The organism is Brevundimonas guildfordensis, from assembly GCF_014836405.1.
In the GTDB taxonomy this organism is placed as follows: domain Bacteria; phylum Pseudomonadota; class Alphaproteobacteria; order Caulobacterales; family Caulobacteraceae; genus Brevundimonas; species Brevundimonas guildfordensis.
Genome location: NZ_JACSQU010000001.1, coordinates 1,027,009 through 1,051,304 on the forward strand (window position 1 = coordinate 1,027,009; position 24,296 = coordinate 1,051,304).

The 24,296-nt window shown below is 68.4% G+C and carries 20 protein-coding genes; 6 read left to right on the top strand and 14 right to left on the bottom strand.

What is annotated here, in order from left to right; translation table 11 throughout:
- The first annotated feature begins 212 nt into the window (after positions 1-212).
- A complete protein-coding gene (locus H9656_RS04980) occupies positions 213-2,951 on the top strand; it encodes a TonB-dependent receptor (RefSeq protein ID WP_191743122.1) in 2,739 nt (912 codons plus the stop codon).
- A gap of 61 nt (positions 2,952-3,012) precedes the next feature.
- Here H9656_RS04980 and mce read toward each other — a convergent pair whose 3' ends face one another.
- From mce to H9656_RS05005, 5 genes are read right to left on the bottom strand one after another with little or no spacing between them, the layout of a single operon-like run.
- Complete coding sequence (mce, locus tag H9656_RS04985; RefSeq protein ID WP_191743123.1) at positions 3,013-3,435, bottom strand: methylmalonyl-CoA epimerase; 423 nt, start codon at positions 3,433-3,435, stop codon at positions 3,013-3,015.
- Positions 3,432-5,591 (bottom strand): methylmalonyl-CoA mutase, encoded by a 2,160-nt coding sequence (gene scpA / locus H9656_RS04990; protein ID WP_191743124.1) that lies wholly within the window; start codon positions 5,589-5,591, stop codon positions 3,432-3,434. The genes mce and scpA overlap by 4 nt, the downstream gene beginning before the upstream one ends.
- On the bottom strand, positions 5,588-6,967 hold the full coding sequence (locus tag H9656_RS04995) for a methylmalonyl-CoA mutase family protein (protein ID WP_191743125.1): 1,380 nt from the start codon (positions 6,965-6,967) through the stop codon (positions 5,588-5,590). The genes scpA and H9656_RS04995 overlap by 4 nt, the downstream gene beginning before the upstream one ends.
- Positions 6,968-8,944 (bottom strand): acetyl-CoA carboxylase biotin carboxylase subunit, encoded by a 1,977-nt coding sequence (locus H9656_RS05000; RefSeq protein ID WP_191743126.1) that lies wholly within the window; start codon positions 8,942-8,944, stop codon positions 6,968-6,970.
- A 9-nt stretch (positions 8,945-8,953) separates the two neighbouring features.
- Positions 8,954-10,489, bottom strand: a complete 1,536-nt coding sequence (locus H9656_RS05005; protein WP_191743127.1) for an acyl-CoA carboxylase subunit beta — start codon at positions 10,487-10,489, stop codon at positions 8,954-8,956.
- A gap of 154 nt (positions 10,490-10,643) precedes the next feature.
- On the opposite strand from H9656_RS05005, the gene H9656_RS05010 reads away from it, so the two are divergent.
- The gene (locus H9656_RS05010) at positions 10,644-12,056 is read left to right on the top strand and encodes a short-chain fatty acyl-CoA regulator family protein (protein WP_191743128.1); all 1,413 of its coding nucleotides are present in this window, start codon (positions 10,644-10,646) and stop codon (positions 12,054-12,056) included.
- 145 nt (positions 12,057-12,201) lie between these two features.
- Here H9656_RS05010 and H9656_RS05015 read toward each other — a convergent pair whose 3' ends face one another.
- Positions 12,202-13,704, bottom strand: coding sequence for a CoA-acylating methylmalonate-semialdehyde dehydrogenase (locus tag H9656_RS05015; protein WP_191743129.1), 1,503 nt, complete (start codon positions 13,702-13,704; stop codon positions 12,202-12,204).
- A gap of 103 nt (positions 13,705-13,807) precedes the next feature.
- On the opposite strand from H9656_RS05015, the gene H9656_RS05020 reads away from it, so the two are divergent.
- From H9656_RS05020 to H9656_RS05035, 4 genes are all read left to right on the top strand, one after another.
- A complete protein-coding gene (locus H9656_RS05020; protein WP_191743130.1) occupies positions 13,808-14,725 on the top strand; it encodes a LysR family transcriptional regulator in 918 nt (305 codons plus the stop codon).
- Positions 14,726-14,804: 79 nt separating this feature from the next.
- A complete protein-coding gene (locus H9656_RS05025; protein ID WP_191743131.1) occupies positions 14,805-15,515 on the top strand; it encodes a response regulator transcription factor in 711 nt (236 codons plus the stop codon).
- A 21-nt stretch (positions 15,516-15,536) separates the two neighbouring features.
- On the top strand, positions 15,537-16,874 hold the full coding sequence (locus tag H9656_RS05030; RefSeq protein WP_191743132.1) for a FecR domain-containing protein: 1,338 nt from the start codon (positions 15,537-15,539) through the stop codon (positions 16,872-16,874).
- A gap of 74 nt (positions 16,875-16,948) precedes the next feature.
- Complete coding sequence (locus tag H9656_RS05035) at positions 16,949-19,171, top strand: CHASE2 domain-containing protein (RefSeq protein ID WP_225212228.1); 2,223 nt, start codon at positions 16,949-16,951, stop codon at positions 19,169-19,171.
- Here H9656_RS05035 and H9656_RS05040 read toward each other — a convergent pair.
- The 8 genes from H9656_RS05040 to gspG all read right to left on the bottom strand — a co-directional run bounded on the left by H9656_RS05040 (position 19,168) and on the right by gspG (position 24,286).
- Positions 19,168-19,671 carry a hypothetical protein gene (locus H9656_RS05040; RefSeq protein WP_191743134.1) on the bottom strand — a complete coding sequence of 168 codons (504 nt, stop codon included), beginning with the start codon at positions 19,669-19,671 and terminating at the stop codon, positions 19,168-19,170. The genes H9656_RS05035 and H9656_RS05040 overlap by 4 nt on opposite strands.
- Before the next feature lie 67 nt (positions 19,672-19,738).
- Positions 19,739-20,206, bottom strand: coding sequence for a type II secretion system protein GspM (gene gspM, locus H9656_RS05045; protein ID WP_191743135.1), 468 nt, complete (start codon positions 20,204-20,206; stop codon positions 19,739-19,741).
- The gene (gene gspL / locus H9656_RS05050) at positions 20,203-21,306 is read right to left on the bottom strand and encodes a type II secretion system protein GspL (protein ID WP_191743136.1); all 1,104 of its coding nucleotides are present in this window, start codon (positions 21,304-21,306) and stop codon (positions 20,203-20,205) included. Before gspL ends, gspM begins: the two co-directional genes overlap by 4 nt.
- Before the next feature lie 10 nt (positions 21,307-21,316).
- The gene (gene gspK / locus H9656_RS05055) at positions 21,317-22,303 is read right to left on the bottom strand and encodes a type II secretion system minor pseudopilin GspK (RefSeq protein ID WP_191743137.1); all 987 of its coding nucleotides are present in this window, start codon (positions 22,301-22,303) and stop codon (positions 21,317-21,319) included.
- Positions 22,300-22,944: a type II secretion system minor pseudopilin GspJ gene (gspJ, locus tag H9656_RS05060; protein WP_191743138.1), complete on the bottom strand. Its 645-nt coding sequence runs from the start codon at positions 22,942-22,944 to the stop codon at positions 22,300-22,302. The genes gspK and gspJ overlap by 4 nt, the downstream gene beginning before the upstream one ends.
- Positions 22,941-23,306, bottom strand: a complete 366-nt coding sequence (gene gspI, locus H9656_RS05065) for a type II secretion system minor pseudopilin GspI (protein WP_191743139.1) — start codon at positions 23,304-23,306, stop codon at positions 22,941-22,943. The genes gspJ and gspI overlap by 4 nt, the downstream gene beginning before the upstream one ends.
- On the bottom strand, positions 23,299-23,712 hold the full coding sequence (locus H9656_RS05070) for a GspH/FimT family pseudopilin (protein ID WP_191743140.1): 414 nt from the start codon (positions 23,710-23,712) through the stop codon (positions 23,299-23,301). Before H9656_RS05070 ends, gspI begins: the two co-directional genes overlap by 8 nt.
- Positions 23,713-23,833: 121 nt before the next feature.
- Positions 23,834-24,286: a type II secretion system major pseudopilin GspG gene (gspG, locus tag H9656_RS05075; protein WP_191743141.1), complete on the bottom strand. Its 453-nt coding sequence runs from the start codon at positions 24,284-24,286 to the stop codon at positions 23,834-23,836.
- Positions 24,287-24,296 lie beyond the last annotated feature (10 nt).

A 24,296-nucleotide genomic window follows, 5' to 3' on the forward strand; every position in this document is an offset into this window, starting at 1 on the left:
AACAGGGACGGGATCCGACGGATTCCGTCCCTTTGCCCGTTGGAACCATGTCGGTTCGGATGGGACTAAGCCCCTTGTTACAGGAGTTTAATCCAGAAGAGCGAACGCGCCATTTTTCGGCGTGCATCGTTCTCTAGTCCAATCGATGCGACGGACGGGACAGGGCGTCGGTCGCAAACGTGCCTGCTTTTTTGGTTGCCTTAGGACTCGACATGTCGCCAGTCGCCTTGCTGTTCGCTCTCGCCTCCCTGTCTCCTGCCGACACTGCCTCCAGCACTCCGCCGCAGTCCGCCCCTGCCCAGACGGCCACCCCCGTGCCGCAGCAGGAGGTCGAGGCGGACACTTATGATCTCGGCACGCTTGAGGTCGTGACCACCGCGCGGCGCGGTGCGGCCCTGGGCGACTACGAACCCGAGCTGACCCTCGACGAGGAGCAGATCAAGGCCTACGGCGCCAGCAGCATCGAGGAGCTGATGACCCTGCTTGAGCCGGTCACGCGCAGCTCGCGCGGAGGCTCGCCGGTCTTCCTGGTCAACGGGCGGCGCATCTCTGGTTTCCGCGAGATTCGCGGCATCCCGCCCGAGGCCATCGAGCGCACCGAAATCCTGCCCGAGGAGACCGCCCTCTCCTATGGCTACAGCGCCGATCAGCGGGTGGTGAACTTCGTGCTCAAGGCCGACTTCCGTTCGGTCACCATGCAGGCGACGGCCCGTCGGCCGGATCAGGGCGGCCGCACCTTGACCGATCTGGAAAGCAACGTCCTTCGCATCGCCGGCAAACAGCGTTGGACGCTGGATCTGGAGTACGAGCGCGACACCCCCCTGTTCGAGACCGAGCGCAACATCGTCCGCGACGGAACGCCCTTTGACCTGATGGGCAACGTCACGTCGCCCGGCGGCGGCGAAATCGATCCTGCCCTGTCGGCTCTGCTAGGCCAGAGCGTGACGACCGCCTCGGTGGGCGCCGGCGCAGCAGGCGGCGCCAGCCTGGCCGACTTCGGCGTAGGGCCGCGCACCGACGATCTGACCGCCTATCGCACCTTGTCGCCCAAGCGCGAGAACAGCTCCATCTCCGGCTCCCTGGTGCGCGACCTGAACCAGACGATGTCGCTGACGCTCAGCGGCGAGTTGGAAGACACGTCCAGATTCTCTTACCTGGGCCTGCCGGGCCTCAGCCTCGCCCTTCCCTCGACCAGTCCCTACTCGCCGTTCGCCAGCGACGTCCTGCTGTACCGCTACGTCGATGCGCCGGGCGCGCTTGGTCGACAGACCGACACTTTGGCAGGCGAGCTCGGCTTCCTTGTCGACGGCTATCTGGGCGACTGGCGCTGGACGGTGAACGGCGGCTACGATCGCAGTGAAACCAAGACGCGCACCGGACGCGGCCTCAACGATGACGCGCTGCAGGCGGGCGTGACGGCGGGGACGATCGACCCCTTCGGCGACCTGGGCCAGCTGCCGACCAATCCGTTCGACACGGCGCGGTCAATTTCCAGCAAGTCCAGCATCGAGGGGGTCATCAACGGCACGGCCTGGGAGGGTCCCGCAGGCTCGCTGACCTCGACGTTCAAGGTCGGCTTCGACAGCCAGTCGCTGGATTCCGAGACCTTGCGTTTCTCGGAGCAGGAACAGGCCAGCGTCTTCTCCGAACGCTCGCTGTCGCGCGACCGCACCAGCGCCTCGGGCAACTTCAACCTGCCCATCGCCAGCCGCGACCGCGAGGTGCTGGGCGCACTGGGCGACCTGTCGGCCAATCTGAACCTGGCCTATGAGGACCTGTCGGACTTCGGCGGTCTGTCGGCCTATACGGTCGGGCTGAACTGGTCACCGTGGGAGCCGGTCAACTTCAACGCCAGCTGGGCCGACGAGCAGAAGGCTCCGTCGATGGCGCAGCTGAACGGCCCGACCCTGTCGACGCCGAACGTGCCGGTCTACGACTTCGCCACCGGCCAGTCGGTGACCATCACCCGCATCGAGGGCGGCAACCCCAACCTGTCGGAAGAGACCAAGCGCGTCCTCAAGCTCGGCGTCAATCTGACGCCGCTGAAGGACAAGGACCTGCGCCTCACCGCCAACTACACGCGGACCGAGACGGAAGGCTCCATCGCCTCCTTCCCGACCATCACGCCGGAACTCGAAGCCGCCCTGCCCGAGCGGTTCACCCGCGACTTGGACGGCAACCTGCTGTCGATCGACGCCCGGCCGCTGAACTTCCAGAAGGCCGAGCAGCAGGAACTCCGCTGGGGCCTGAACTTCTCGACCGCCTTCGGCAAGCCGGACCCGGCGGCGATGGCTCGCATGAACGCTCGCAATGGCGGTCAGCGCGGTCCGGGCGGCGGAGGAGCGGTCACGCGGGTCGAGGGCGGCCCGCCTGCGGGAGGCCGTCAGCGCGCCGGCGGCTCATCGTCGGGCGGGATGCGGATGCAGGGCGGCGGCCGCGGCCGGGGCGGCGGCATGATGCCCGGCCAGGGCCGGTTCAACATCTCGCTGTATCACACCTATCGCATCCAGGATGAGATCACGATCCGCGACGGCCTGCCGGTGCTCGACCTGCTGGACGGCGCCGCCATCGGCGCGCGCGGCGGCCAGTCCCGCAACGAAGTCCAGTTGCAGATGGGCGCCTTCAAGAGCGGCATGGGCGGCTTCCTGAACGCCAACTGGAAGGAATCCACCCGCATCAACGGCGGCTCGTCGCCCGATGACGACCTGAGCTTCTCGGACCTGACGACGGTGAACCTGAACCTGTTCGCCGACTTGTCGTCGCGCGAAAACCTGGTCTCGCGCTATCCGTGGCTGAAGGGGACGCGCGTCAGCCTCGGCGTGGAGAACATCTTCGACCAGCGGCTGGACGTGCGCGACGGCCTGGGGAACACGCCGCTGTCGTATCAGCCCGACTATCTCGACCCGATGGGCCGGACCTTCCGGATCAGCCTGCGCAAGATCTTGTACTGATCGGCGTCCCGCTACTCGCCGTCATAGAAAAGGCCCAGTCTCGCGACCGGGCCTTTTGTCTTCAGTGCGCCTCTTTCGGCGTCTCCATCAGTTCGATCAGCACCCCGCCCATCTCCTTGGGATGCAGGAACACCACCGGCGTGCCATGCGCGCCGATGCGCGGCTCGCCCGTGCCGAGGATGGTCACGCCCTTGGCGCGCATATCGGCGATGGCCGCGTGAATATCAGCCACTTCGAAACAGACGTGGTGCTGCCCGCCCTTGGGGTTCTTGGCCAGGAAGCCGGTGATCGGGCTGGTCTCGTCAAACGGCTCGATCAGCTCGATCTGGGCCGTCGGCGTGTCGATGAAGCAGACCTTCACCCCCTGCGCGGGCAGGTCGAACGGCTCGCCGATCTTCGTCGCGCCCAGCACGTCGCGATACAGTTTGATCGACTCGGCGATGGAGGGCGTGGCGACGCCGACGTGGTTCAGATTGCCGATCACTTCTTCGTCTCCACAGGCGTCGGCTGGGCATAGCCCAGGCGCTGGTTCAGCTTTTCGATCAGGTCCACGGCCGTCTCGGCGATGACCGAGCCAGGCGGATAGACCGCCGCCGCGCCCATATCGATCAGAGGCTGCACGTCCGACGGCGGGATGACGCCGCCGACCACGATCATAATGTCCTCGCGGCCCAGCTTGGCCAGTTCGGCCTTCAGTTCGGGCACAAGCGTCAGATGCCCGGCCGCCAGCGACGAGGCGCCGACCGCGTGGACATTCTTCTCGACCGCATCGCGCGCGGCCTCGGCCGGCGTCTGGAACAGGGCCCCCGCCATCACGTCGAAGCCGATGTCGCCATAGCCGGTGGCGACGACCTTCTGGCCCCGGTCGTGGCCGTCCTGGCCCAGCTTGGCGATTAGGATGCGCGGCGGGCCGCCGTCGTTCTCGACGAAGGCCGCCACCATCGAGCGGGCGCGGGCGACCTTGGGATCGTTCCCGGCCTCCTTGGCGTAGACGCCCGAGACCGTCTTCACCGTGGCGATGTGGCGGCCGAAGGCGGCCTCCAGCGCGTCGGAGATTTCACCGACGGTGGCCTTGGCGCGGGCGGCCCGCACCGCCAGCTCCATCAGGTTCTCATTGCCGCGCGCGCCCTCGGTGAGAGCATCGAGAGCGGCCTCAGTCGCCGCCTCGTCGCGCTCGGCCTTCAGGCGCTGCAGCTTCTCGATCTGGCGGGCGCGCACCTCGGCGTTGTCGACCTTCAGCATCGGAATGTCGTCGACCACGGGGTTCAGGTACTTGTTCACCCCCACGACCGTCTGCTGGCCGGTGTCGATGCGGGCCTGCGTCTTGGCGGCGGATTCCTCGATGCGCAGCTTGGGAATACCCGCCTCAATGGCCTTGGCCATGCCGCCGTAGGCCTCGACCTCCTCCATCAGGGCGCGGGCCTTGGTCGCCAGCTCCTGCGTCAGGCGCTCGACGTAGAAGCTGCCGCCCCACGGGTCGATGACGCGCGTCAGGCCGGTCTCGGCCTGCGCCAGGATCTGCGTGTTGCGCGCGATCCGGGCCGAGAAGTCGGTCGGCAGGGCCAGGGCCTCGTCCAGGGCGTTGGTGTGCAGGGACTGGGTCTGGCCGCCCGCCGCCGCCATGCACTCGACCATGGTGCGGGGCACATTGTTGAACACGTCCTGCGCCGCCAGCGACCAGCCCGAGGTCTGGCAGTGAGTCCGCAGGGACAGCGACTTGGGATTGACGCCGCCCTCCCGCTTCACCGCCTCGGCCCACAGCAGGCGGCCGGCGCGCATCTTGGCCACCTCCATGAAGTAGTTCATGCCGATGGCCCAGAAGAAGCTCAGGCGCGGCGCGAAACGGTCGATCTCCATGCCCGCCGCCTTGCCCGCGCGCAGGTATTCGACCCCGTCCGACAGGGTGTAGGCCAGCTCGATATCCGCCGACGCCCCCGCCTCCTGCATGTGATAGCCGGAGATGGAGATGGAGTTGAACTTGGGCGTTTCCTTCGCCGTCCACTCGAAGATGTCGGCGATGATCCGCATCGAGGGCGCAGGCGGATAGATGTAGGTGTTGCGGACCATGAACTCCTTCAGAATGTCGTTCTGAATGGTCCCGGTCAGTTTGGCGTGGTCGACGCCCTGTTCCTCGCCCGCCACGACGTAGAGGGCCAGGATCGGCAGCACCGCGCCGTTCATCGTCATGGACACCGACATCTGGTCCAGCGGAATGCCGTCGAACAGGGTCCGCATGTCCAGAATGCTATCGATGGCCACGCCCGCCATGCCGACGTCGCCCTTCACCCGCGGGTGGTCGCTGTCATAGCCCCGGTGGGTGGCCAGATCGAAGGCGACCGACAGGCCCTTCTGACCGGCCGCCAGGTTGCGGCGATAGAAGGCGTTGGACTCCTCGGCGGTCGAGAAGCCCGCATACTGGCGGATGGTCCACGGCGCGCCGGCATACATGGTCGGATAGGGACCGCGCACGAAGGGAGCGAAGCCCGGCAGGCCGTGGATGAAGTCCAGACCCTCGACGGCCTCGGGGCCATAGGCCGTCTCGACCGTCAGGCCTTCGGGCGTAGTCCAGGCCGCGCGCTCCGGCCCGGCGTCGGTGGCGTCGAGGTCGAGAGCGACCTTGGAAAAGTCAGGGAAACTCATTGGGCGGCCTCCTCGAAGGCGGCGGCGAAGCGGACGGGCGACAGGGCCTCGAACGCCTCGGCGACGGCAGGTGCGACGGGCGCGGGCGTCACCGGCGCGGGGCGCACGTCCGGGTCGACGAATTTGGTGACGCCGATAATCTGGGCGGCGCCGTCCTTGAAGGCTTTCTCGGCCGTGTCGCGGGCACGGGCGATGCGGGGCTGGATCAGCCCGCCTTCCAGACAGGCGATCACGCCGCCCTCAGCTTCGAGGGTCTGGAACTCGGCCCAGGCGGCCTGCGCCAACTCGCGGGTGCGCGCGTCAAGATACCAGGAGCCGCTGGCCGGATCGTCGACGCGGCCCAGGTTGGACTCCTCCATCAGGATCAGTTGGGTGTTGCGCGCCTGACGCTTGGCGAAGTCGTCCGGCAGACCCGCCGCGCGAGTGAAGCCGTCCAGCACCACCGCATCGGCCCCGCCCACGGCCCCGGCGAAACCGGCCGCCGTCAGACGCAGCATGTTCGGCCATGGATCGCGCGCAGACAGCATCCGCCGCGACGAGCGCGCCTCGATGATCGCGGGAAGTTCCACGCCGAACGCCTTGGAAACGCTGGTCCAGATCAGGCGCAGGGCGCGGATCTTGGCCAGGGAGTCGAAATAGGCCTGATCCGCGGCGACGCTCAGGACCACGCCCTTCAGCGCCGCCTCGACCGACAGGCCCGCCTCAACGGCGGCCTTCACATAGGCCACGGCAGACGACGCGGCGAAGGCCAGTTCCTGCGCGATGGAGCCGCCTGCCTCATGCGCCACACGGCCCGAGGCCATGAACAGCGTCGCCTCGGGATAGGTCGCGGCGTGGGCCGCCGCCGCCGTTGCCGTCTCGGCCATGACGGCCGCGAAATCGCTCGGCGCCCCGCCCGCCTCGGCATAGGCCGAGATCGGATCGAGGTGAAACGCCAGTTTGGCGCGGGGCGAACCCTTCGCGACCGCCGACAGGGCCTCGGCCGCCTTCACGCCGTCGAACCCGGCATCCAGCGCCACCGGCGCCAGCTCCAGCGCCACCCCGTCCAGGGCGCGGGCCAGCTTCGCAGCATCCGCCGCTGCCGGCCCGGCGATCAGGACGGAGGCCGCCCCGTTCTCTAGATCGGTCAGGATGGCGCGGTTAAGAGCGTCTGCGTCCTCGCCTTCATTCAGCGCCCGCACGTCCCAGGCCCGGCCTTCGGAATCTGAGGGCCGGGGCGCGAACACCGGCTCGCCGCCGTTCGCCGCCCCATACAGGGGCTTGGTCGCCAGATGGTCCGCATCCAGATGGATGAGGCTCTCCAGCGGACGCTCCTTCAGCGCCTTGACGGCGGCGTCGCGCCACTCGAGCGGGGTCGGGACGGCGAACTCGGTCATTTACTCGAACTCCACCAGCACGTCGTCAGCCGCCACCGGATCGCCGGCCTTGGCCTTGACGGCCTTCACCTTGCCGTCGCGCTCGGCCTTGAGGATGTTCTGCATCTTCATGGCTTCGATGATGGCCACGGTCTCGCCGGACTTGACCTCCTGGCCCTCGACAACGGGGATGTCGACCACCAGACCCGGCATCGGCGACAGCACCAGCTTGGAGGTGTCCGCCGCCTGCTTCTCGGGCAGCAGGGCGTATAGATGCGCCACGTCGGGACGCAGAATGCGCACCCGCGCCTTGGCCGCGCGGTGGCGGATATCGAAGCCGTCGGCGGCGCGCTTCACCTCGGCGGTGAAGGCGTCGTCGTCCAGCACCGCCTTGAACAGCGACAGGCCCGGACGCCAGTCGATCTCGGACAGGGAGACCTCCTCGCCGTCGATGGCGACGATCAGGTCCTCGGCCTCGTCATAGCCGACCTCGACCTCATAGGCCGTCTTGTCGACCAGCACGGTCCAGTCGGTGCGCTCGCTGGGGTCGCCGTCCTGTTCGGCGATGACCTCATTCATGGCGACGGCGCAGGCGATCAGGATCTTCACCTGCTCGGCCGACGGCGTCAGACCGTGGAAGCCGTCGGGGAACTCGTCCTTGATGTAGCTGGTCGACAGCTGGCCGGACTGGAAGCGTTCCTGATCCATGACCGCCGCCAGGAAGGGCACATTGTGGCCCAGCCCCGCCAGATGGGTGTCCTCCAGCGCGCGGGCCATGCCGCGCACGGCGTCGTCGCGCGTCTCGCCCCAGGCGCACAGCTTGGCGATCATGGGGTCGTAGAACATGCTGATCTCGTCGCCCTCGCGGACGCCCGAGTCATTGCGGACTGTATAGTCGCCCTGATCGCCCTCTTCCGGCTGCTCATAGCGCACCAGACGGCCGATCGACGGCAGGAAGCCGCGATAGGGGTCTTCGGCGTAGATGCGGCTCTCGATGGCCCAGCCGTTGATCGACAGGTCGTCCTGCTTGATCGCCAGTTGCTCGCCCCAGGCCGAGCGGATCATCTGCTCGACCAGATCGACGCCGGTGATCAGCTCCGTCACCGGATGCTCGACCTGCAGACGGGTGTTCATCTCCAGGAAGAAGAACGACTTGTCCTGACCGGCGACGAACTCGACCGTGCCGGCCGAGTCATAGTTCACCGCCTTGGCCAGGGCGACGGCCTGCGCACCCATGGCGGCGCGGGTGGCCTCGTCCAGCAGGGGCGACGGCGCCTCCTCGATGACCTTCTGATTGCGGCGCTGGATCGAGCATTCGCGCTCGAACAGGTGGATGACGTTGCCGTGCTTGTCGCCCAGCACCTGAATCTCGATGTGGCGCGGATCGACGATGAACTTCTCGAGGAAGACGCGGTCGTCGCCGAAGGCGTTCAGCGCCTCGGCCTTCACGGCGGCGAAGCCCTCGGCCATGTCGTCGTCTGAATGGGCGACGCGGATGCCCTTGCCCCCGCCCCCGGCCGAGGCCTTGATCATCACTGGATAGCCGATCTCGCGCGCGATCTTCACCGCCTCGTCCGGCGTTTCGATCAGGCCCATGTGGCCCGGCACGGTCGAGACGCCCGCCTCGGCGGCGAACTTCTTGGAGGTGATCTTGTCGCCCATGGCGTCGATCGCCTCGGGGTTCGGCCCGATGAAGGCGATGCCCTCGGCCTTCAAACGCCGCGCAAAGCTAGCGTTCTCCGACAGGAAGCCGAAGCCGGGGTGCACGGCCTGCGCCCCCGTCTGCTTCACGGCGTCCACGATCTTGTCCTGGATCAGATAGGACTGGGCGGCGGGCGACGGGCCGATGTGAACCGTCTCGTCCGCCATCTCGCACGCCAGCGAACCGGCGTCGGCGTCGGAGTAGACGACCACCGTCTTGATGCCCATGCGACGGCAGGTCTTGATGACGCGAACAGCAATTTCGCCGCGGTTGGCGATCAGAATTTTATCGAACATTTCTGTGCCTTACAGCGGGATGTTGTCGTGCTTCTTCCAGGGATTTTCCTGGGTCTTGTTCTTCAGCGTCTTCAGGGCCTTGATCAGGCGACGGCGGGTGCCGTGGGGCATGATGACGTCATCGATGTAGCCGAGCCCGGCCGCCACGAAGGGGTTGGCGAAGCGTTCCTTGTATTCGGCCTCGCGCGCCGCCAGGGCCTCGGGGTCGCCGGCCTCCTTGCGGAAGATGATCTCGACCGCGCCCTTGGCGCCCATGACCGCGATCTCGGCGGTGGGCCAGGCGTAGTTGACGTCGCCGCGCAGGTGCTTGGAGCTCATGACGTCATAGGCGCCGCCATAGGCCTTGCGCGTGATGACCGTCAGCTTGGGCACGGTGGCTTCGGCATAGGCGAACAGCAGCTTAGCGCCGTGTTTGATCAGGGCGCCGTATTCCTGCTTGGTGCCCGGCATGAAGCCCGGCACGTCCACGAAGGTCACCAGCGGGATGTGGAAGGCGTCGCAGAAGCGCACGAAGCGCGCGGCCTTGCGGCTGCTGTCGATGTCCAGCACGCCCGCCAGCGTCTGAGGCTGGTTGCCGACGATGCCGACCGGCTGGCCGTCCAGGCGGCCGAAGCCGCAGATGATGTTCTTGGCAAAGTCGGCGCCGATCTCGAAGAAATCGGCCTCGTCGACCGTCTTCAGGATCAGTTCCTTCATGTCATAGGGCTGGTTCGGATTAGCCGGGACCAAGGTGTCCAGCGAGGCTTCGTCGCGATCCGGCTCGTCATAGGTGTCGCGGACCGGCGGCGTCTCGCGGTTCGACAGCGGCAGGAAGCCGATCAGGCGGCGCACCTCCGACAGGGCCTCCAGATCGTTCTCAAAGGCGCCGTCGGCGACGCCCGACTTGCCCGCATGGACGCGGGCGCCGCCCAGATCCTCGTGGCTGACGACCTCGTTGGTGACCGTCTTCACCACGTCGGGGCCGGTCACGTACATGTAGGAGGTGTCCTTCACCATGAAGATAAAGTCGGTGATGGCGGGCGAATAGACGTCGCCGCCCGCGCACGGGCCCATGATGACCGAAATCTGCGGGATGACGCCGCTCGCCAGCGTGTTCTGCAGGAAGATGTCGGCGTAACCGGCCAGCGACTCCACCCCCTCCTGAATGCGCGCGCCGCCGGCGTCGAACAGGCCGATGATCGGGGCGCCGGCCGTCAGGGCCATCTTCTGGATCTTGACGATCTTGGCCGCGTGGGCGCCCGACAGCGAGCCGCCGAACACCGTAAAGTCCTTCGAGAAGACATAGACCAGACGGCCGTTGATCGTGCCGCGCCCGGTGACGACGCCGTCGCCGGGGATGCGCTGATCCTGCATCCCGAAGTCGTGGCTGCGGTGCTCCACGAACATGTCGGTCTCTTCGAAGGAGCCTTCGTCCAGCAGGACGCCGATGCGTTCGCGGGCGGTCAGCTTGCCCTTGGCGTGCTGGCTGGCGATGCGCTTCTCGCCTCCGCCCAGCTTGGCGGCGGCGCGACGGCGCTCGAGCTCCTCGAGGATGGCCTGGCTCATGGTTGGGCGACTCCCTGACTTCGTTCACGGTCCAACAAGCCGTTTCATCGCAGAAAGGCAATCGCAACTTTGCAAAAGGTGCGTAAGTGCGTAAGCCTGCCAAGGCGGACAAGCGTTTTTGCAAAGTTGCAACGCCTGCGACACGGCGCGGATCATGGCTCAGAAACTCTACCTCGGGACCAAGGTCCGCAAGCTGCGCGAGACGCGCGGATGGACGCTGGAGCAGTGCGCCGGGCGGTTGGCGCTGTCGCCCTCCTACCTGTCGCAGATCGAGACCAACCAGCGCCCGGCCACGGCGCGGGTGCTGATCGCCCTGACGCGCGCCTTCGACGTGGACGCCAGCCTGTTCGATCTGGACGGCGACGCCCGCCTGATCGCCGACCTGCGCGAGGCGACCACCGATGTCGCCGGCCACGCCGAAGCGCCGACGGCGGGCGAGCTGAAGCAGGCGGCCATGAACGCGCCCCGGCTGGCGCGGCAGTTCCTGGCCTTGCATCAGGACTATCGCCGTCTGGACGAGCGGCTGAAGACGCTGAACGAGACCCTGGGCCGTGACGAGCGGGGTACGCCGGCCGCCCCCGCCCTGCCCTATGAGGCGGTGCGCGACTTCTTCCACTATCGCGACAACTACATCGACGCTTTGGACCGGGCGGCCGAGGATCTGGCCGCACGGCTAAACCTGGGCGACGGCGCCCACCCGGAGCGGGCGCTGGAGGCCGCCCTGAACGATCTATGCGGCGTGCGCGTCGCCACCAGTCAGGGACGCGGCGCCATGCGGCGTTTCGATCCCGGCGCGCGCATCCTCTATGTCGACGCCAGCCTGCCGGGCGCCACCCGCGCCTTCCAGATGGCGCACCAACTGGTTCGCTTACGGTTCGAGGATCTGATCGAGCACGAACTGGATCGGGCCGCCTTCGACATTCCTGCCGCGCGCGACGTGTGCAGGGTCGGTCTGGCCAACTATGCGGCGGGGGCGCTGCTGCTGCCCTATCGCGCGTTTCTGGAGGCGGCGCGGGAGTTGCGGCACGACGTGGACCGCCTGCGCAACCGCTTCCATGTCAGCTTCGAACAGGCCTGCCACCGGCTGAGCACGCTACAGCGCCCCGGCTGGCGCGGCGTGCCCTTCTACTTCGCGCGGGTCGACATGGCCGGGAACATCACCAAGCGGCACAGCGCGACGCGCTTCCAGTTCGCCCGCTTCGGCGGCGCCTGCCCGCTGTGGAACGTGCATGAGGCGTTCAGCGCCCCGGATCGCATCCTGGTCAATCTATCGGAGATGCCCGACGGCGCCCGCTACGTCTGCATCGCCAAGAGCGTGTCCAAGCCCGGCGGGTCGTTTTTGGAGCCGGATCGGCGCTATGCCCTGGGTCTGGGATGCGAGATCGAGCACGCGGCTCAGTTGGTCTACGCCGACGGACTGGACCTGAACGGCCCGCCGACGCGCATGGGGGTCAACTGCCGCATCTGCGAGCGGACGGACTGCACCCAGCGCGCGTTTCCGCCGATCGACCGGACGCTGGCCGTGCCGGAGAATGAGCGGGGGGTGATCCCCTATACGCTGAGCTGACTTTCTCCTCCCCACTTCGTGGGGGAGGTGAATCGGACGCGGAGCGGCCGAGACGGAGGGGCCGCTTGGTTCCGCTGCCCTAAGAGGCCCCTCCACCACTTCGTGGTCCCCCTCCCCACTGGCGTGGGGAGGAAAGCGCGCGGCGTCAGCTCATCGTCGGGATGATGAAGCTGCTGTCCTCGTGCTCCAGCGCGCTGTCGGGCCAGCGGGCGGTGACGGTCTTGGTCTTGGTCCAGAACTTCACGCCTTCCATGCCGTACTGGTTGGTGTCGCCGAAGCCCGAGCGTTTCCAGCCGCCGAAGGAGTGATAGGCCACCGGCACCGGGATCGGCACGTTGATGCCGACCATGCCGACGTTGACGCGGGCGGCGAAGTCGCGGGCCGCGCGGCCGTTCTGGGTGAAGATGGCGACGCCGTTGCCGTACTGGTGCTTGCTGGGCAGGCTCAGCGCCTCTTCAAAGTTCGCGGCGCGGACGATCTGCAGCACCGGGCCGAAGATCTCTTCCTGATAGGACGACATGTCCGTCGTCACATGGTCGAACAGCGACGGGCCGATGAAGTAGCCCTTCTCATGCCCCTGCAGGCTGAAGTCGCGGCCGTCGACGACCAGTTCGGCGCCTTCCTCGACGCCCTTGGCGATCCAGCCGGCGACGCGGTCGCGGTGCTGGGCCGAGACCACCGGGCCATAGTGGGCCTGATCGTCGGTCGAGACGCCGACGCGCAGGGTGGGGATTTCCGCGACCAGACGCTCGCGCAGCTCATCGGCGGTCTTCTTGCCGACCGGCACCACGACCGGCAGGGCCATGCAGCGTTCGCCGGCCGAGCCATAGGCCGCGCCCGACAGGTCCTTGATCACCTGGTCCAGATCGGCGTCGGGCATGACGATGCCGTGGTTCTTGGCCCCGCCCATCGCCTGGACGCGTTTCCCGTGCTGGGCGCCCGTTTGATAGACGTAATGCGCGATGTCCGACGAGCCGACGAAGCTGACGGCGTGGATGTCAGGGTGGGCCAGGATGGCGTCGACCGCCGTCTTGTCGCCGTGGACGACGTTCAGCACGCCGTTGGGCGCGCCCGCCTCCATCATCAGTTCGCCCAGGCGGACCGGCACGGACGGGTCGCGCTCTGACGGCTTCAGGATGAAGGTGTTGCCGACCGCGATGGCGACGCCGAACATCCACATCGGGATCATGGCCGGGAAGTTGAACGGGGTGATGCCCGCCACCACGCCCAGCGCCTGACGCGAGGAATAGACGTCGATGCCCGGACCCGCGCCCAGAGTGTATTCGCCCTTCAGCGCGTGCGGGATGCCGCAGGCGAACTCGATCACTTCCAGACCGCGCTGGATGTCGCCCTTGGAGTCGGCGATGACCTTGCCGTGCTCGCTGGACAGCATTTCGGCCAGTTCGTTCATGTTCGCCTCGACCAGGCGCTTGAACTCGAACATGACGCGGGCGCGGCGCTGCGGGTTGGTCGAGGACCAGCCTTCGAAGGCGGCCTGCGCCGACCGGACCGCGCGGTCCAGCTCCGACGGCGTCGCCAGCTGGACGCGGGCCTGAACCTCGCCGGTATTGGGGTTGAAGACGTCGCCGAAGCGGCCCGACGCCCCTTCGAAAGCCGCACCGTCGATGAAGTGGCGAATGTCGCGCATTGGCGTCTCTCCCGCTGATTATCGTTCTTCGTGAGCCTGCCCTAGCAGAGCGGCGCAGTCAGGCCCATTGCAATCTTGCAGGTGATGATGTGCATATCTGCATATGTTCGACTGGGATGATCTGAGGGTGTTTCTGGCCGCCGCCCGCGCCGGCTCATTGGCCACGGCAGCGCAGCGGCTGGGCGTGGATGCGGCCACGGTGGGACGGCGCGTCGCGCGGCTGGAGACGGCGCTGAAGTCGACGCTGCTTGTGCGCTCGGCGGCCGGGCTTCAACTGACGGCGACGGGCGCCCAACTGCTGGAGCGAGCGCTGGACGCCGAAAGCGCGATGGAGGCCGCCGGGCGCGTCACCCAGCCCGACCTGATCGCGGGCGCCGTGCGGATCAGCGCCTCGGAGGGCTTTGGCGGCGCGGTGCTGGCCCCCGCCCTGCCCGGCCTGCTGGCGGCGCATCCGGGGCTCAACGTCGAACTGGCGGCTAGCTCCGGCTTCCTGTCGCCCAGCCGCCGCGAGGTGGACATGGCCATCACCCTCAGCCCCGCCGACAGCCCGCGTCTGATCGTCGAGCCGCTGACGACATACCAGCTCGCGCTCTACGCCTCGGCCGAGCATATGCAGCGGCACGGCGTGCCGGAAAGCATCGACGACCTGAACCGCTTCGACATGGTCGGCTATGTCGACGACCTGATCTATGCGCCCGAACTGCGCTATCTCGAGGAGATCCGGCCGAACCTGCGGCCGCGCCTGGCGTCCTCGTCCATCCGCGCCCAGCGGGACATGGTGGCGGCGGGCGGCGGCATCGGCGTGCTGCCCTGCTTCATGGCCGAAGGGCTGACCCGCGTCCTGGCCGATCAGGTGCAGATCGAGCGGCGCTTCTGGCTCAGCACTCACCGCGAGGTTCATGGGTCCGCGCGACTGAAAACCGTCCGGCGCTGGATCAAGGCCCTGTGTCGGGACGAGGCGCCTCGCTTGACGCCTCTGCCAAGCTTATCGGAAGAGGAATTCAACCTTTCCGCGAGGTGACCATATTTTACATTTACCGGCACCCCTAAACTGCCGCTTCCACCGTTATGCTTCACCTATTCCTGGAGCGTGAAGACTTATGAAAATCGCGGTGTTGGATGACGATCCGGTCCAGTTGGAGTTTATCTCCGACGTGGTCGAGGACGCCGGTTATCGCGCCACTCTTTTTTCGCGCGGCCAAGCGTTGATCTCGGCGCTGCGCAAAGACACTTTCGACATGATCATTGTCGACTGGAACCTGCCGGACCGGTCGGGCCTGGAAATCCTGACCTGGGCACGAACCAATCTGAAGCCGGCGCCGCCGATGCTGCTCGTCACCAGCCGCGCCGAGGACGAAGACGTCGTCGCGGGGCTGGACGCCGGAGCGGACGATTATCTGCCTAAACCTCTGTCCAAGCCGGTGCTGGCCGCCCGCATCAACGCCCTGATCCGCCGCGCCTACGCCCAGCCGGTCACCCCGGGCATAGAGACCTACGACGACATCGCCTTCCACGAAGCCGCTGGCAGCGTCGCCCGGAGCGGCGAGACGATCGCCCTGACGGCCAAGGAGTACGCCTTGGCCCTGCTGCTGTTCCGCAATCTGCACCGGGCGTTGTCGCGGACCTACATCCTGGAGACGGTCTGGGGCAACGAGCCCAATCTGAACAGCCGCTCGCTGGACATGCACGTCTCGCGAGTGCGCAACAAGCTGGAACTGCGGCCAGAGCAAGGCTTCCGCCTCACACCCATTTACAGCTACGGTTACCGTCTTGAGCGCGTCGCGGGGGCTGAAGCCGCCGTCGACGCCTGAGGTCCGCGGATGAGGCGAGGCATGAAGTCCAACTGGTCCTGTGTTCTGGCGGCTGCGGTTCTCCTGTCGGCCTCGCCGGCGCTTGGGCAATCGACCGCGCCTTCGCGCCCGACCGAGACTCTCGACTACGTGGTGCGCCGAGGCGACACCCTGTTCGACCTGGCCACCGCCTATATGAACAGGCCGCTGGATTATCGTCGGGTCCAACGCGAGAACCGCGTCGTCAACCCGCGCCGCCTGGCCATCGGCCGCACCCTGGCGCTTCCCGTGGATCTGCTGCGCGCCGATCCAGATCAGGCGCGCATCGCCGGCTTTCGCGGCGCCGTGACCTTGCATCAGGATGGCGTCGCAGCCGCGCCCACAGCCGGTCAGATTGTTCGCGAATCCGCCGTCCTGAGCACTGGCCCCAACGCATTCGTCCGCTTGGCGCTATCGGACGGCAGCCATGTGGTGGTGCCATCCAATAGCCGCGTACGTGTCAGCCGCCTGCGCCGCTACGCCATCAACGGCGCCGTAGACCACGCCCTGACGGTCGAGGCAGGCCGCGCGGAATCGAAGGTCACGCCCCGGACTCGCCCCGGCGGTTTCGCCATTCGTACGCCAGTCTCGGTGTCGGCCGTGCGCGGCACCGACTTCCGCGTCTCGTTCGACGAGGCGAGCGCGCGCTCCGCCACAGAAGTCTTGGAAGGCGCCGTCGTGGTGGCCGCCGGCGAGGCTGGAACCCTCGCTGCAGCCGATCAGGGCGTCAGCGTTGCGGTCGGCGCCGTCCTCCTGCTGCCCCTGCTGCCCGCCCCTGCCCTCGCCCGCCCTGACGCGCCTCAGACGCGGGCCCAGGTCGTGTTTGAGGTCGAGCCCCTGGCTGGCGCTGAGCGCTATCGCGGCCGCGTCGCTCAGGACGCCGGCATGGTCGAATCCTTCGCCGAGGCCGACAGCGCGCCCGGCGGCCCCCTGATGTTCGGAGAGATGGAAGAAGGCGCCTATTTCCTGCGCCTGACCGCCCTGTCGCCCGAAGGGCTGGAGGGGAAGGCCACAACCTATAGCTTCATTCGCGCGCGCAACGGCGTCGGCGGCCTGGCTTCGGCTATGGAACGACGGGAGCGCAGGCGGTTCTATCGCTTCCGTTGGGAGGCCGAGGGCGTAGGCCAGGCCGCCTTCCGCTTTCAGCTGTGGGGCGAAGCTGAAGACGGCGGCGTCGACGGCCCCATGCTGATCGACCAACCCGGCCTGACCGACGAGGCCTTCACGCTGAGCGACCTGCCGCCCGGCGTCTACAACTGGCGGGTGCAGAGCGCGCGCCATCGCTTCGGCCGCCTGCTCGAGGCCTGGTCCGAGCCTCAGCAACTGCGCATCGGGCGCTAGACTTGGCTGCGCCTGCCGCGCCGACTGGCGGTTGGAAAGGCTGGTTCGGCGCCAGGCTCTCAGGCCGTCGCGTTTTGATCGAATGGGCCGTTGTCGCGGCGTCGTCAGCCCTCCTGGTCGCCTGGCTGGCGCTGTCACCTGTGGCCGACGGCGCCGACCATCTGGCTTATGACGCCCTGATGCGGGCCCAGGCCGGACCGGCCGACGACGCCATCGTCATCATCGCCATCGACGACCGCAGCCTGGAAGCTTTGGGCCAGTGGCCCTGGCCGCGCGATCTCCATGCGAGACTGATCGACCGCCTGACCCAGGCCAGCGCCGGGCCGGTGGCCTATGACGTCCTCTTCACCGAACCCTCAGCCCAGGATGACGGCTTGGCTGGCGCCCTGAGCCGTAACGGCAAGGTCAGCCTGCCGGTTGTGGTGGACGCCCCGGGCCTGAACGGCGCCGCCTTTCGCGAAGACGCCCCCGCGCCTGTTCTCGCCGAGGCGGCGGCGGGGACGGGTCACGTCAATCTGACCGTCGATAATGACGGCGCCGTGCGACGCCTGCCGCTCTATCTACAGTCAGGCGATCGGACCTGGCCTCATCTGATCCTGCCTCTCGCCGCAACCCGGCGCGCTGTCCCGGTGCCGCCGGCGCCGCGTACCGATGACACGTTATATGCCGGATCGTCGGAAGCCGTCGTCTACCGTGGCCCGCCCGGAGCTTTCCGCACGCTGTCCTTCATAGACGTGCTGAACGGCGAAACGCCCGCTGGCTTCCTCAAGGACAGGCTGACGCTGGTGGGAGCCACGGCGCCCGGCCTGGGAGACCGATACGCTACGCCTGCCACCCCGCATGGCGAGCTGCGCCCTGGGGTCGAGGTACAGGCCGCCCTGCTGCAGACGCTGCTTGATGGCGGCGGGCCGCGAAGCCTGTCCCCTGGCTGGGTGCTGGCTTTATCGCTGCTGCCGCTCAGCTTGCTGATCGCGGGCTTCCTCGTTCTCCGCCCCGCCGCGAACATGGCCCTGGGCGCGGGCCTGATCGCACTGACCTTGTTCGCCTCGGCGTTCGCCTTCCTTGCGGGCGACCTGTGGTTCCCGCCCTCGGCGGCGGTGGCGGGTCTGGTTCTGGCCTATCCGTTGTGGAGCTGGCGCCGTCTGGCCGCCGCCTCAGCCTATATGCAGAGCGAGGTCGAGGCCTTCGAGCGCGACGGCGTGGGCCTGACCGGCCCGGCCCGAGGGGGCGACGTGGTCGCCCGTCAGGTTGACGCCTTGCGCGCCGCCGTGCGCCAGGTCCGCGACCTGGAGCGCTTCATCTCGGACGCCCTGCGCAGCCTGCCCGACGCCACGGTGGTGGCCGATCCTCACGCCCGCATCATCCTGTCCAATGACCGGGCCGAGGCTCTGTTTGGCGGCCGGTTGCAGACGGACGCCGATCTGCCCCTGTTGTTTCAGTCGCTGGGAGAGCCGGCCTGGCGCCGCTTCCTCGACCCTGACGGCGACCCCGGCGAGATCACGACCCCCGACGGCCGCATCCTGAAGGCGGCCGCTTCGGTTCTGACGGACGCTGAGGGGGAGCCGGTCGGCCACATCGTCCGCTTCGCCGACATGACCCGTTTCCGCGCCGCCGAGCGCCAGCGAACCGAGGCCCTGCAACTGCTCAGTCACGACATGCGTGCGCCTCAGGTGTCGATCCTCACCCTGCTGGACGGCCCCGCGCCGGGTCTAGATCCGGCCACGGAGCGCCGTATTGCAGACTACGCCCGCCAGACCCTGGACCTCGCCGAAGGCTACGTTCAGCTGGCCCGCGCCGAGAGCCAGCCCTATCGCTCAGAGCTCCTGGACCTGGGTCAGGTCGCGATGGACGCCGCCGACATCCTGTGGCCCCAGGCGTCGAAGAAGGGCGTGCGCATCCTGACGCCCGATAGCGAAGACGAATACCTGGTTCAGGGCGATCCCGCCCTGCTGCGCCGCCTGACCACCAATCTGTTGGACAACGCCCTGAAATACGGCCCCAAGGACGGCGCCATTCGGGTCAGCCTGAGCGGCGCTGAAGAAAACGGCCGCCCGGTCTGCGTCCTCAGCGTTATCGATCAGGGGCCCGGTCTGTCCGAAGACGCCGCCCGGCGCCTGTTCCAGGCCTTCGGTCACGGCGGCGCCGACCACAGGGGCGCGGGCCTCGGCCTCGCCTTTGTCCGAACGGTCGCCGAACGTCACGGCGGAACCATCCGTCACCAGGCCGGATCGCCGGGCGCGACATTCATCTTGACCTTACCGCGGGTGATGGACGCAGAGGACAGTCCGGTCAGCTAGTCGACAGCGCCCAGTTGGGACACAGCCGCATCCGCCAGCAGGCCCGGCGCTGCATCGGCCTGACCTGGCCCCAAGACCGAAGTCGCCGACACGCGATAGGCCCCAGCCTCATCACCCGGCCCTGTCAGGATCACGCTCAACGTATGGACCTGACGGCGGCGGCTCCAGAAGTGCGGCAGGCGCGGCGCCTCGGTCCATTCGCCGTCTCGCGCATCGACATCGGTGAAGACGCCGGTCTTCTGAGGCCGCACGGCGTAGGCCGTCTCGACCCGCCAAGCGGTCTTCTCATCGACCTCTCGCCATCCTCGCGCGGCCAGCGCCTGTCGCACCGCGTCGGCCGCCGCGCGGTCGGTCCCGGTCGGAGCGTCTCCCTCGAACAGGCGATAGGCCGTCACAGCATCGGGCACGGCGGCCGATAGTCGGGTCTCGATACGAGGCGGCGAGGCGCATCCCGCCAGGACCGCCACACTGATCAAAGGAAGAGCCAGACGTGAGAACATGATCGCGATACCTGCCCCGCCCGGACGCCCAAGTCCACAGCCGACGACGGGCCGAGATGAAAACCCTCTAGACGCCGGACGCGAGCGCCCCGCTGACGCCCAGCGTCCCGTCGGCGTTTTCGACAACGCCCAGTTCTTCGATCCGCGCCCCGCCTGCCTCTAGCGCCGCCAGCCAGCCGAAGGCCTGGGCCGTTGTGACACGCTCCAGTCGGAAGCCGAGCCGCCCGCCCTCCGACATCCCCAGGGTCGGCTGCACGCCCGCCGCCGAGGCCGTCGTTGCAACCAACGCCTGCAGGTCAACCGCCTCGGTCGGTCGCGCTCCGCGCTGCGCCGCCGCCGTCTGAACTTGAAGCAACTGACGCTCGGCCGCGACGCGGGCGCGGACCTGATCCGCCTTCCAGCCGTCCAGCGGCCGCACCACGGCTAACCAGACCACGACGCCCAGCACCAGCGCGCCCATAGCCGCCAGCATTCGCCGCTCGCGCACGGATCTGCCGTCCCACCAGGCGACGCCGGAGTCCCACTGAGCCTTCATCGGACGCCTCCAATCGTAAGAGTGCTGACCATACGACCCGCCTCCTCGGCGGAGGTTTCGTCGACCACGGCCAGACCGGCCTCGGCCAGATCGGCGCGGACCGCGTCAAGGTCGCTGAATCCGGGATGGGCCAGCGTGACCCGCAGTCCTTGTCCGCCCAAGGTCGCATCGTCCAGCTCTGCGCCCGGCACTCGCTCGACCGCGGCGAAGACGGCGGCCAAGGCGCGCGCGGTTCCGCCGGCAGGCGGACCGGCGTCAAGGCGGCTAAGGGCCTCGGACGCCGGATCATCGGCCGTCGCCAGCTCGGGATAGAGCGCCACCGCGCCCACTCTAGCGGCCGCCTCGGCCTGATCGGCCGCCGTCCGGTCGCGCAGACCTTCCGCCGCCAGCAGGATCAGGGGGGACACCAGCAGGGCCGCAGCCAGACCGGCCGCCAGCCGCCACCCCTTGGCGGACTTCACCCGTTCGCGCCGGTCGTGGGCTTGCAGCAGGTCCACCGGCGCCGCCAGCGCACCCATCGCCAGAGCCGCATCCAACGCCTCGCCCTCCAGCCAATCCAGGCTTCGTCCGGCCGCAATCGCCTCTACGAGATCAGGCTGCACCGTCACGCCGAAGGCCGAGCCCCGCAGAGCCACATCCGCCCCCGTCCGCGCGGCGGTCAGGGCATCGGGCGCCAGCGGCGCGGGCAGGCTGAGATTGTCCGGCACGACGGCTTCGGGCCGGATGTCGAAGGTCTCCATCCAGCGCAGCCAGGCCTGCAGAAGCTTGGCCGACACCGCCGCCGTCATGCGCGGGCCGCCGTCGGCAGGCGCCACGCCCAACGCCACGTCCAGCGCCTCGATCTCGCCCGCCGCCTGATCGCGCAGCGCCCAGCGTGCGGCGGCTCTGGCCTGCGCCATATTGCCCGGCGGCAGGTCCAGCCAGCGCGTCATGATGTCGGCGCCGGGCGCCACGGCGATGGTGCGGATTGTCGGCGGCGTATCCGCCTGATGCGGGTCCAGCTCGCCGCGCCCGACGACCCGGCCCTCGCGGTCGACCAGCAGGAAACGCGCGGGCAAGGTCGCGTTGGTCGGGATGAACAGGATGCGGGCGTGGCTCATGTCCTGGGGCTCATTCTTCTGGAGTCCAGCGGCGGATGACAGTGCGCGCCGCGCCATCGGGCGCGACGTGGATCAGGGCGGTGCGGACGGCGCGGGCGTCGCCGTGCTCGATCTCGACCCTCAGGTCGAAATAACGGGTGGCCAGGGTGACCTGACCCTTGACTTCTTCATCGACGACCACGCCCGACAAGGCGGGCTGAGCCCAGAAGGCGTCCGGGCTGCTCCAACCCGTCGCCGGGCGCGCCGCGATGGCCGCCTTGGCCGCGTTCAGCCCCACCACGCCCCGGCTGATGGCGACCAGAAGCACGGCGTCCTGCGGCTCCAGCGTATTGGGGTTCAGCGGCGACAGCCGCGCCTCCGGCAGGGCGCACAGATGGGGCCAGAGGCGGCGATAGAGCGCCTCATCCACCCCGGCCACGGCGCGCAGCTCGCTGACTTCGGCCAGCATGACCCCGCCGGTGCGATAGGGCGTCGGGCGGCTGGCGTAGGTCGAATCCTCTGCCCCCTGCGCCGAGACCTCGGCGTCGCCATCCATCCAGTCGGTCAGGGCCGCCGCGACCGCCGCCATCCGCCCGCGCGGCACGCCCAGCGCGGCTCCCAAGGCGATGAACTGCGCCGCGCCTTCGGGCCGCGCGATCAGGTCCTCGCCCTGGCCCAGAACCAGACTGTTGAGGTTGAAGCAGGACTGGCCGTCGCGGATCACCGCCCGCCCCTCGCCGTCTGCCAGCGGCAGGGTGAAGACGCGACCGTTCCACTGCGGCTGAAGCGGCGTGCGGGCGGGATCGGCGCGAACCAGGTCGGACAGGCGGCGCCGAGCCAATGCCTCCGCCCCCGCCGCAAAGCCTTGCGCCTGCGCCTGGCTCTCGGCGTTGGTCGTGCGGCGCACGGAAAAGCGCACGTCGTCCAGCAGCACCACGCACAGCGCCGCCATCACCGCCACCAGCAAAAGGACGGTCAACAGGGCCATGCCCTGACGGTTGCGCGCGCCCCGCGTCATGCAGCCGCGACCAAAAACAGCTGCTCGACCGCGCCGAAGCCGTCGAGCGTCAACGTCACCCGCACCGCGTCCGGCAGGGGCCGGTCGCTGCTGGCGGAAAAGGCGGGGGCCTCGGACCCGTTCTGAATGAAGGCGACGCGCGCGTCCTTCACCCCGCGATACAGCACCTGCGGCGGCCCGGCTCGCGCCCCGTCCAGGTAGGGCGCGACGCGGCGCTCCAGCCGATCCTCGACCAGCCGGTACTCGACCCGCTGCAAGGAGGCGCGCGGCGCGCCGTCGGGATTGCTCCACCCGCTGCGGGCCAGCACCAGCAGGGGATCGCCCGGCATTTGCGGCCCCATGATCGCCTGCGGCGCCGGACGCCCCGTGGGCCCGCGCACGCGCCGCCCCGTCGCCTGGGCCAGATCGGCGCGGAGCATCGCCCGCGTGCGTTGCAGCGCCGCCGTGCGGTCAGCGTTGGCCTTGACCGCGAACCTCGTCTCGATCGACTGCCCCAGCACCAACGCGCCCGCCCCCGCCAATAGGGCGAAGATCAGCAGGGCGATCATCACTTCGACCAGGGTAAATCCGGCTCTCTTTCTTCCGCTATCGCTCGCCGCGCGGCGGCTCGCTGCTTGAGCGGGTTTGCGCCACGCCTTCATGCGCCCGCCGCCCGGAACAGCACCCGCTCGGCGGCCTGCTCCTCATCGGCGAAGACGCGCACGTCGATGCGGCCGACGCCGGGCATATCCGTCGCGCTGACCACCCGCACCCAGCGCCAGTCGCGGCCGCCCAACGCCGTCTGCCCCGACACCGTGCCGCTCGGTAGGTCGCGCGCGATCATCGCTTCGGCGGCCACATTATCGGCGACGATGCCGCCCAGCGTCCGCGTCTCGACCCGCGCGGCGGAGCGCGTGCTCTCGCCGGACAGGTTCAGCAGCGCCATCGCCGCCAGACCGAACACGGCCAGCGCCACCAGACACTCGATCAGGGTGAAGCCCGTGCGGGGCGAACACTCACTCATGGATCGTCACCTCGCCCGCGCCGTCGATGGCGACGATCACGGCCTGGCCCTCGCGCTCCAGCCGTACGCTGGCGGCGTCGGCGCCGCCGGTCGGGTCGAACACCGCGCGCGCCGGCGCGGCGACGGCGGCGCCTTCCCCCCATGCCGTGGGCGCCAACACGCCGGTCAGCGGAGTCCAGACCGCGCCGTCAAAGGCCTCGAAGCCATAGCCGCCCGTGTCAGCCCGCAACGCGACCGGGCGGTTCGTCATCACCGCCTCTTCGCGCGCCAACGTCAGGCGCGCGGCGAACCGCTCAGCCTCCACCGCCAGCGTCGGGCGCGGGTCCGGCATGGACAGCAGCACCGCCCCCGCGGCCACGCCGATGATGGCGATGACCACCATTAACTCGACAAGGGTGAAGCCCATTCTTGGTGCGCTACCGCGCGCGCCTCGGGCGCGCGCTGCTTGAGCGAGTTGTCGTGGGCTACCGCTCGCCGCGCGGCGGCTCTCTACATGAGCGCATTGTGCGCGCGCCGACCGAGCCCGGTCAGCCCTGCCAGTTGCCGATGTCGGCGTCATTCCCCTCGCCCCCTTCCTGACCGTCGGCGCCGAAGGACCAGATGTCGAACTGGCCGCCGTGCGCGCTGCGGCGGCGGTACTGGTAGGGGTTGCCCCACGGGTCTTCCGGCAGGCGGCGGACATAGCCGCCCTGGCGATAGCGCTCCGGCCGCGCCAGATCAGCGGGCGGCGCTGTCAGGGCCTTCAAGCCCTGCTGGTCCGTCGGGAAGGTCAGGTTGTCGAGGCGATAGGTCTCCACCGCCTGCTCCAGCACCGAGATGTCGGCCCGCGCCTTGCCGACCATCGCCTTGTCCTGACTAGGCAGGACGTTGATCGCCACCACCGTCGCCAACAGGCCGATAATGACGATGACGACCATCAGCTCGACCAGGGTGAAACCCTGACGTTTCCGACGCTTGTCCTGAGTTTCTTCGCTGCGCATGGAAGGTCTC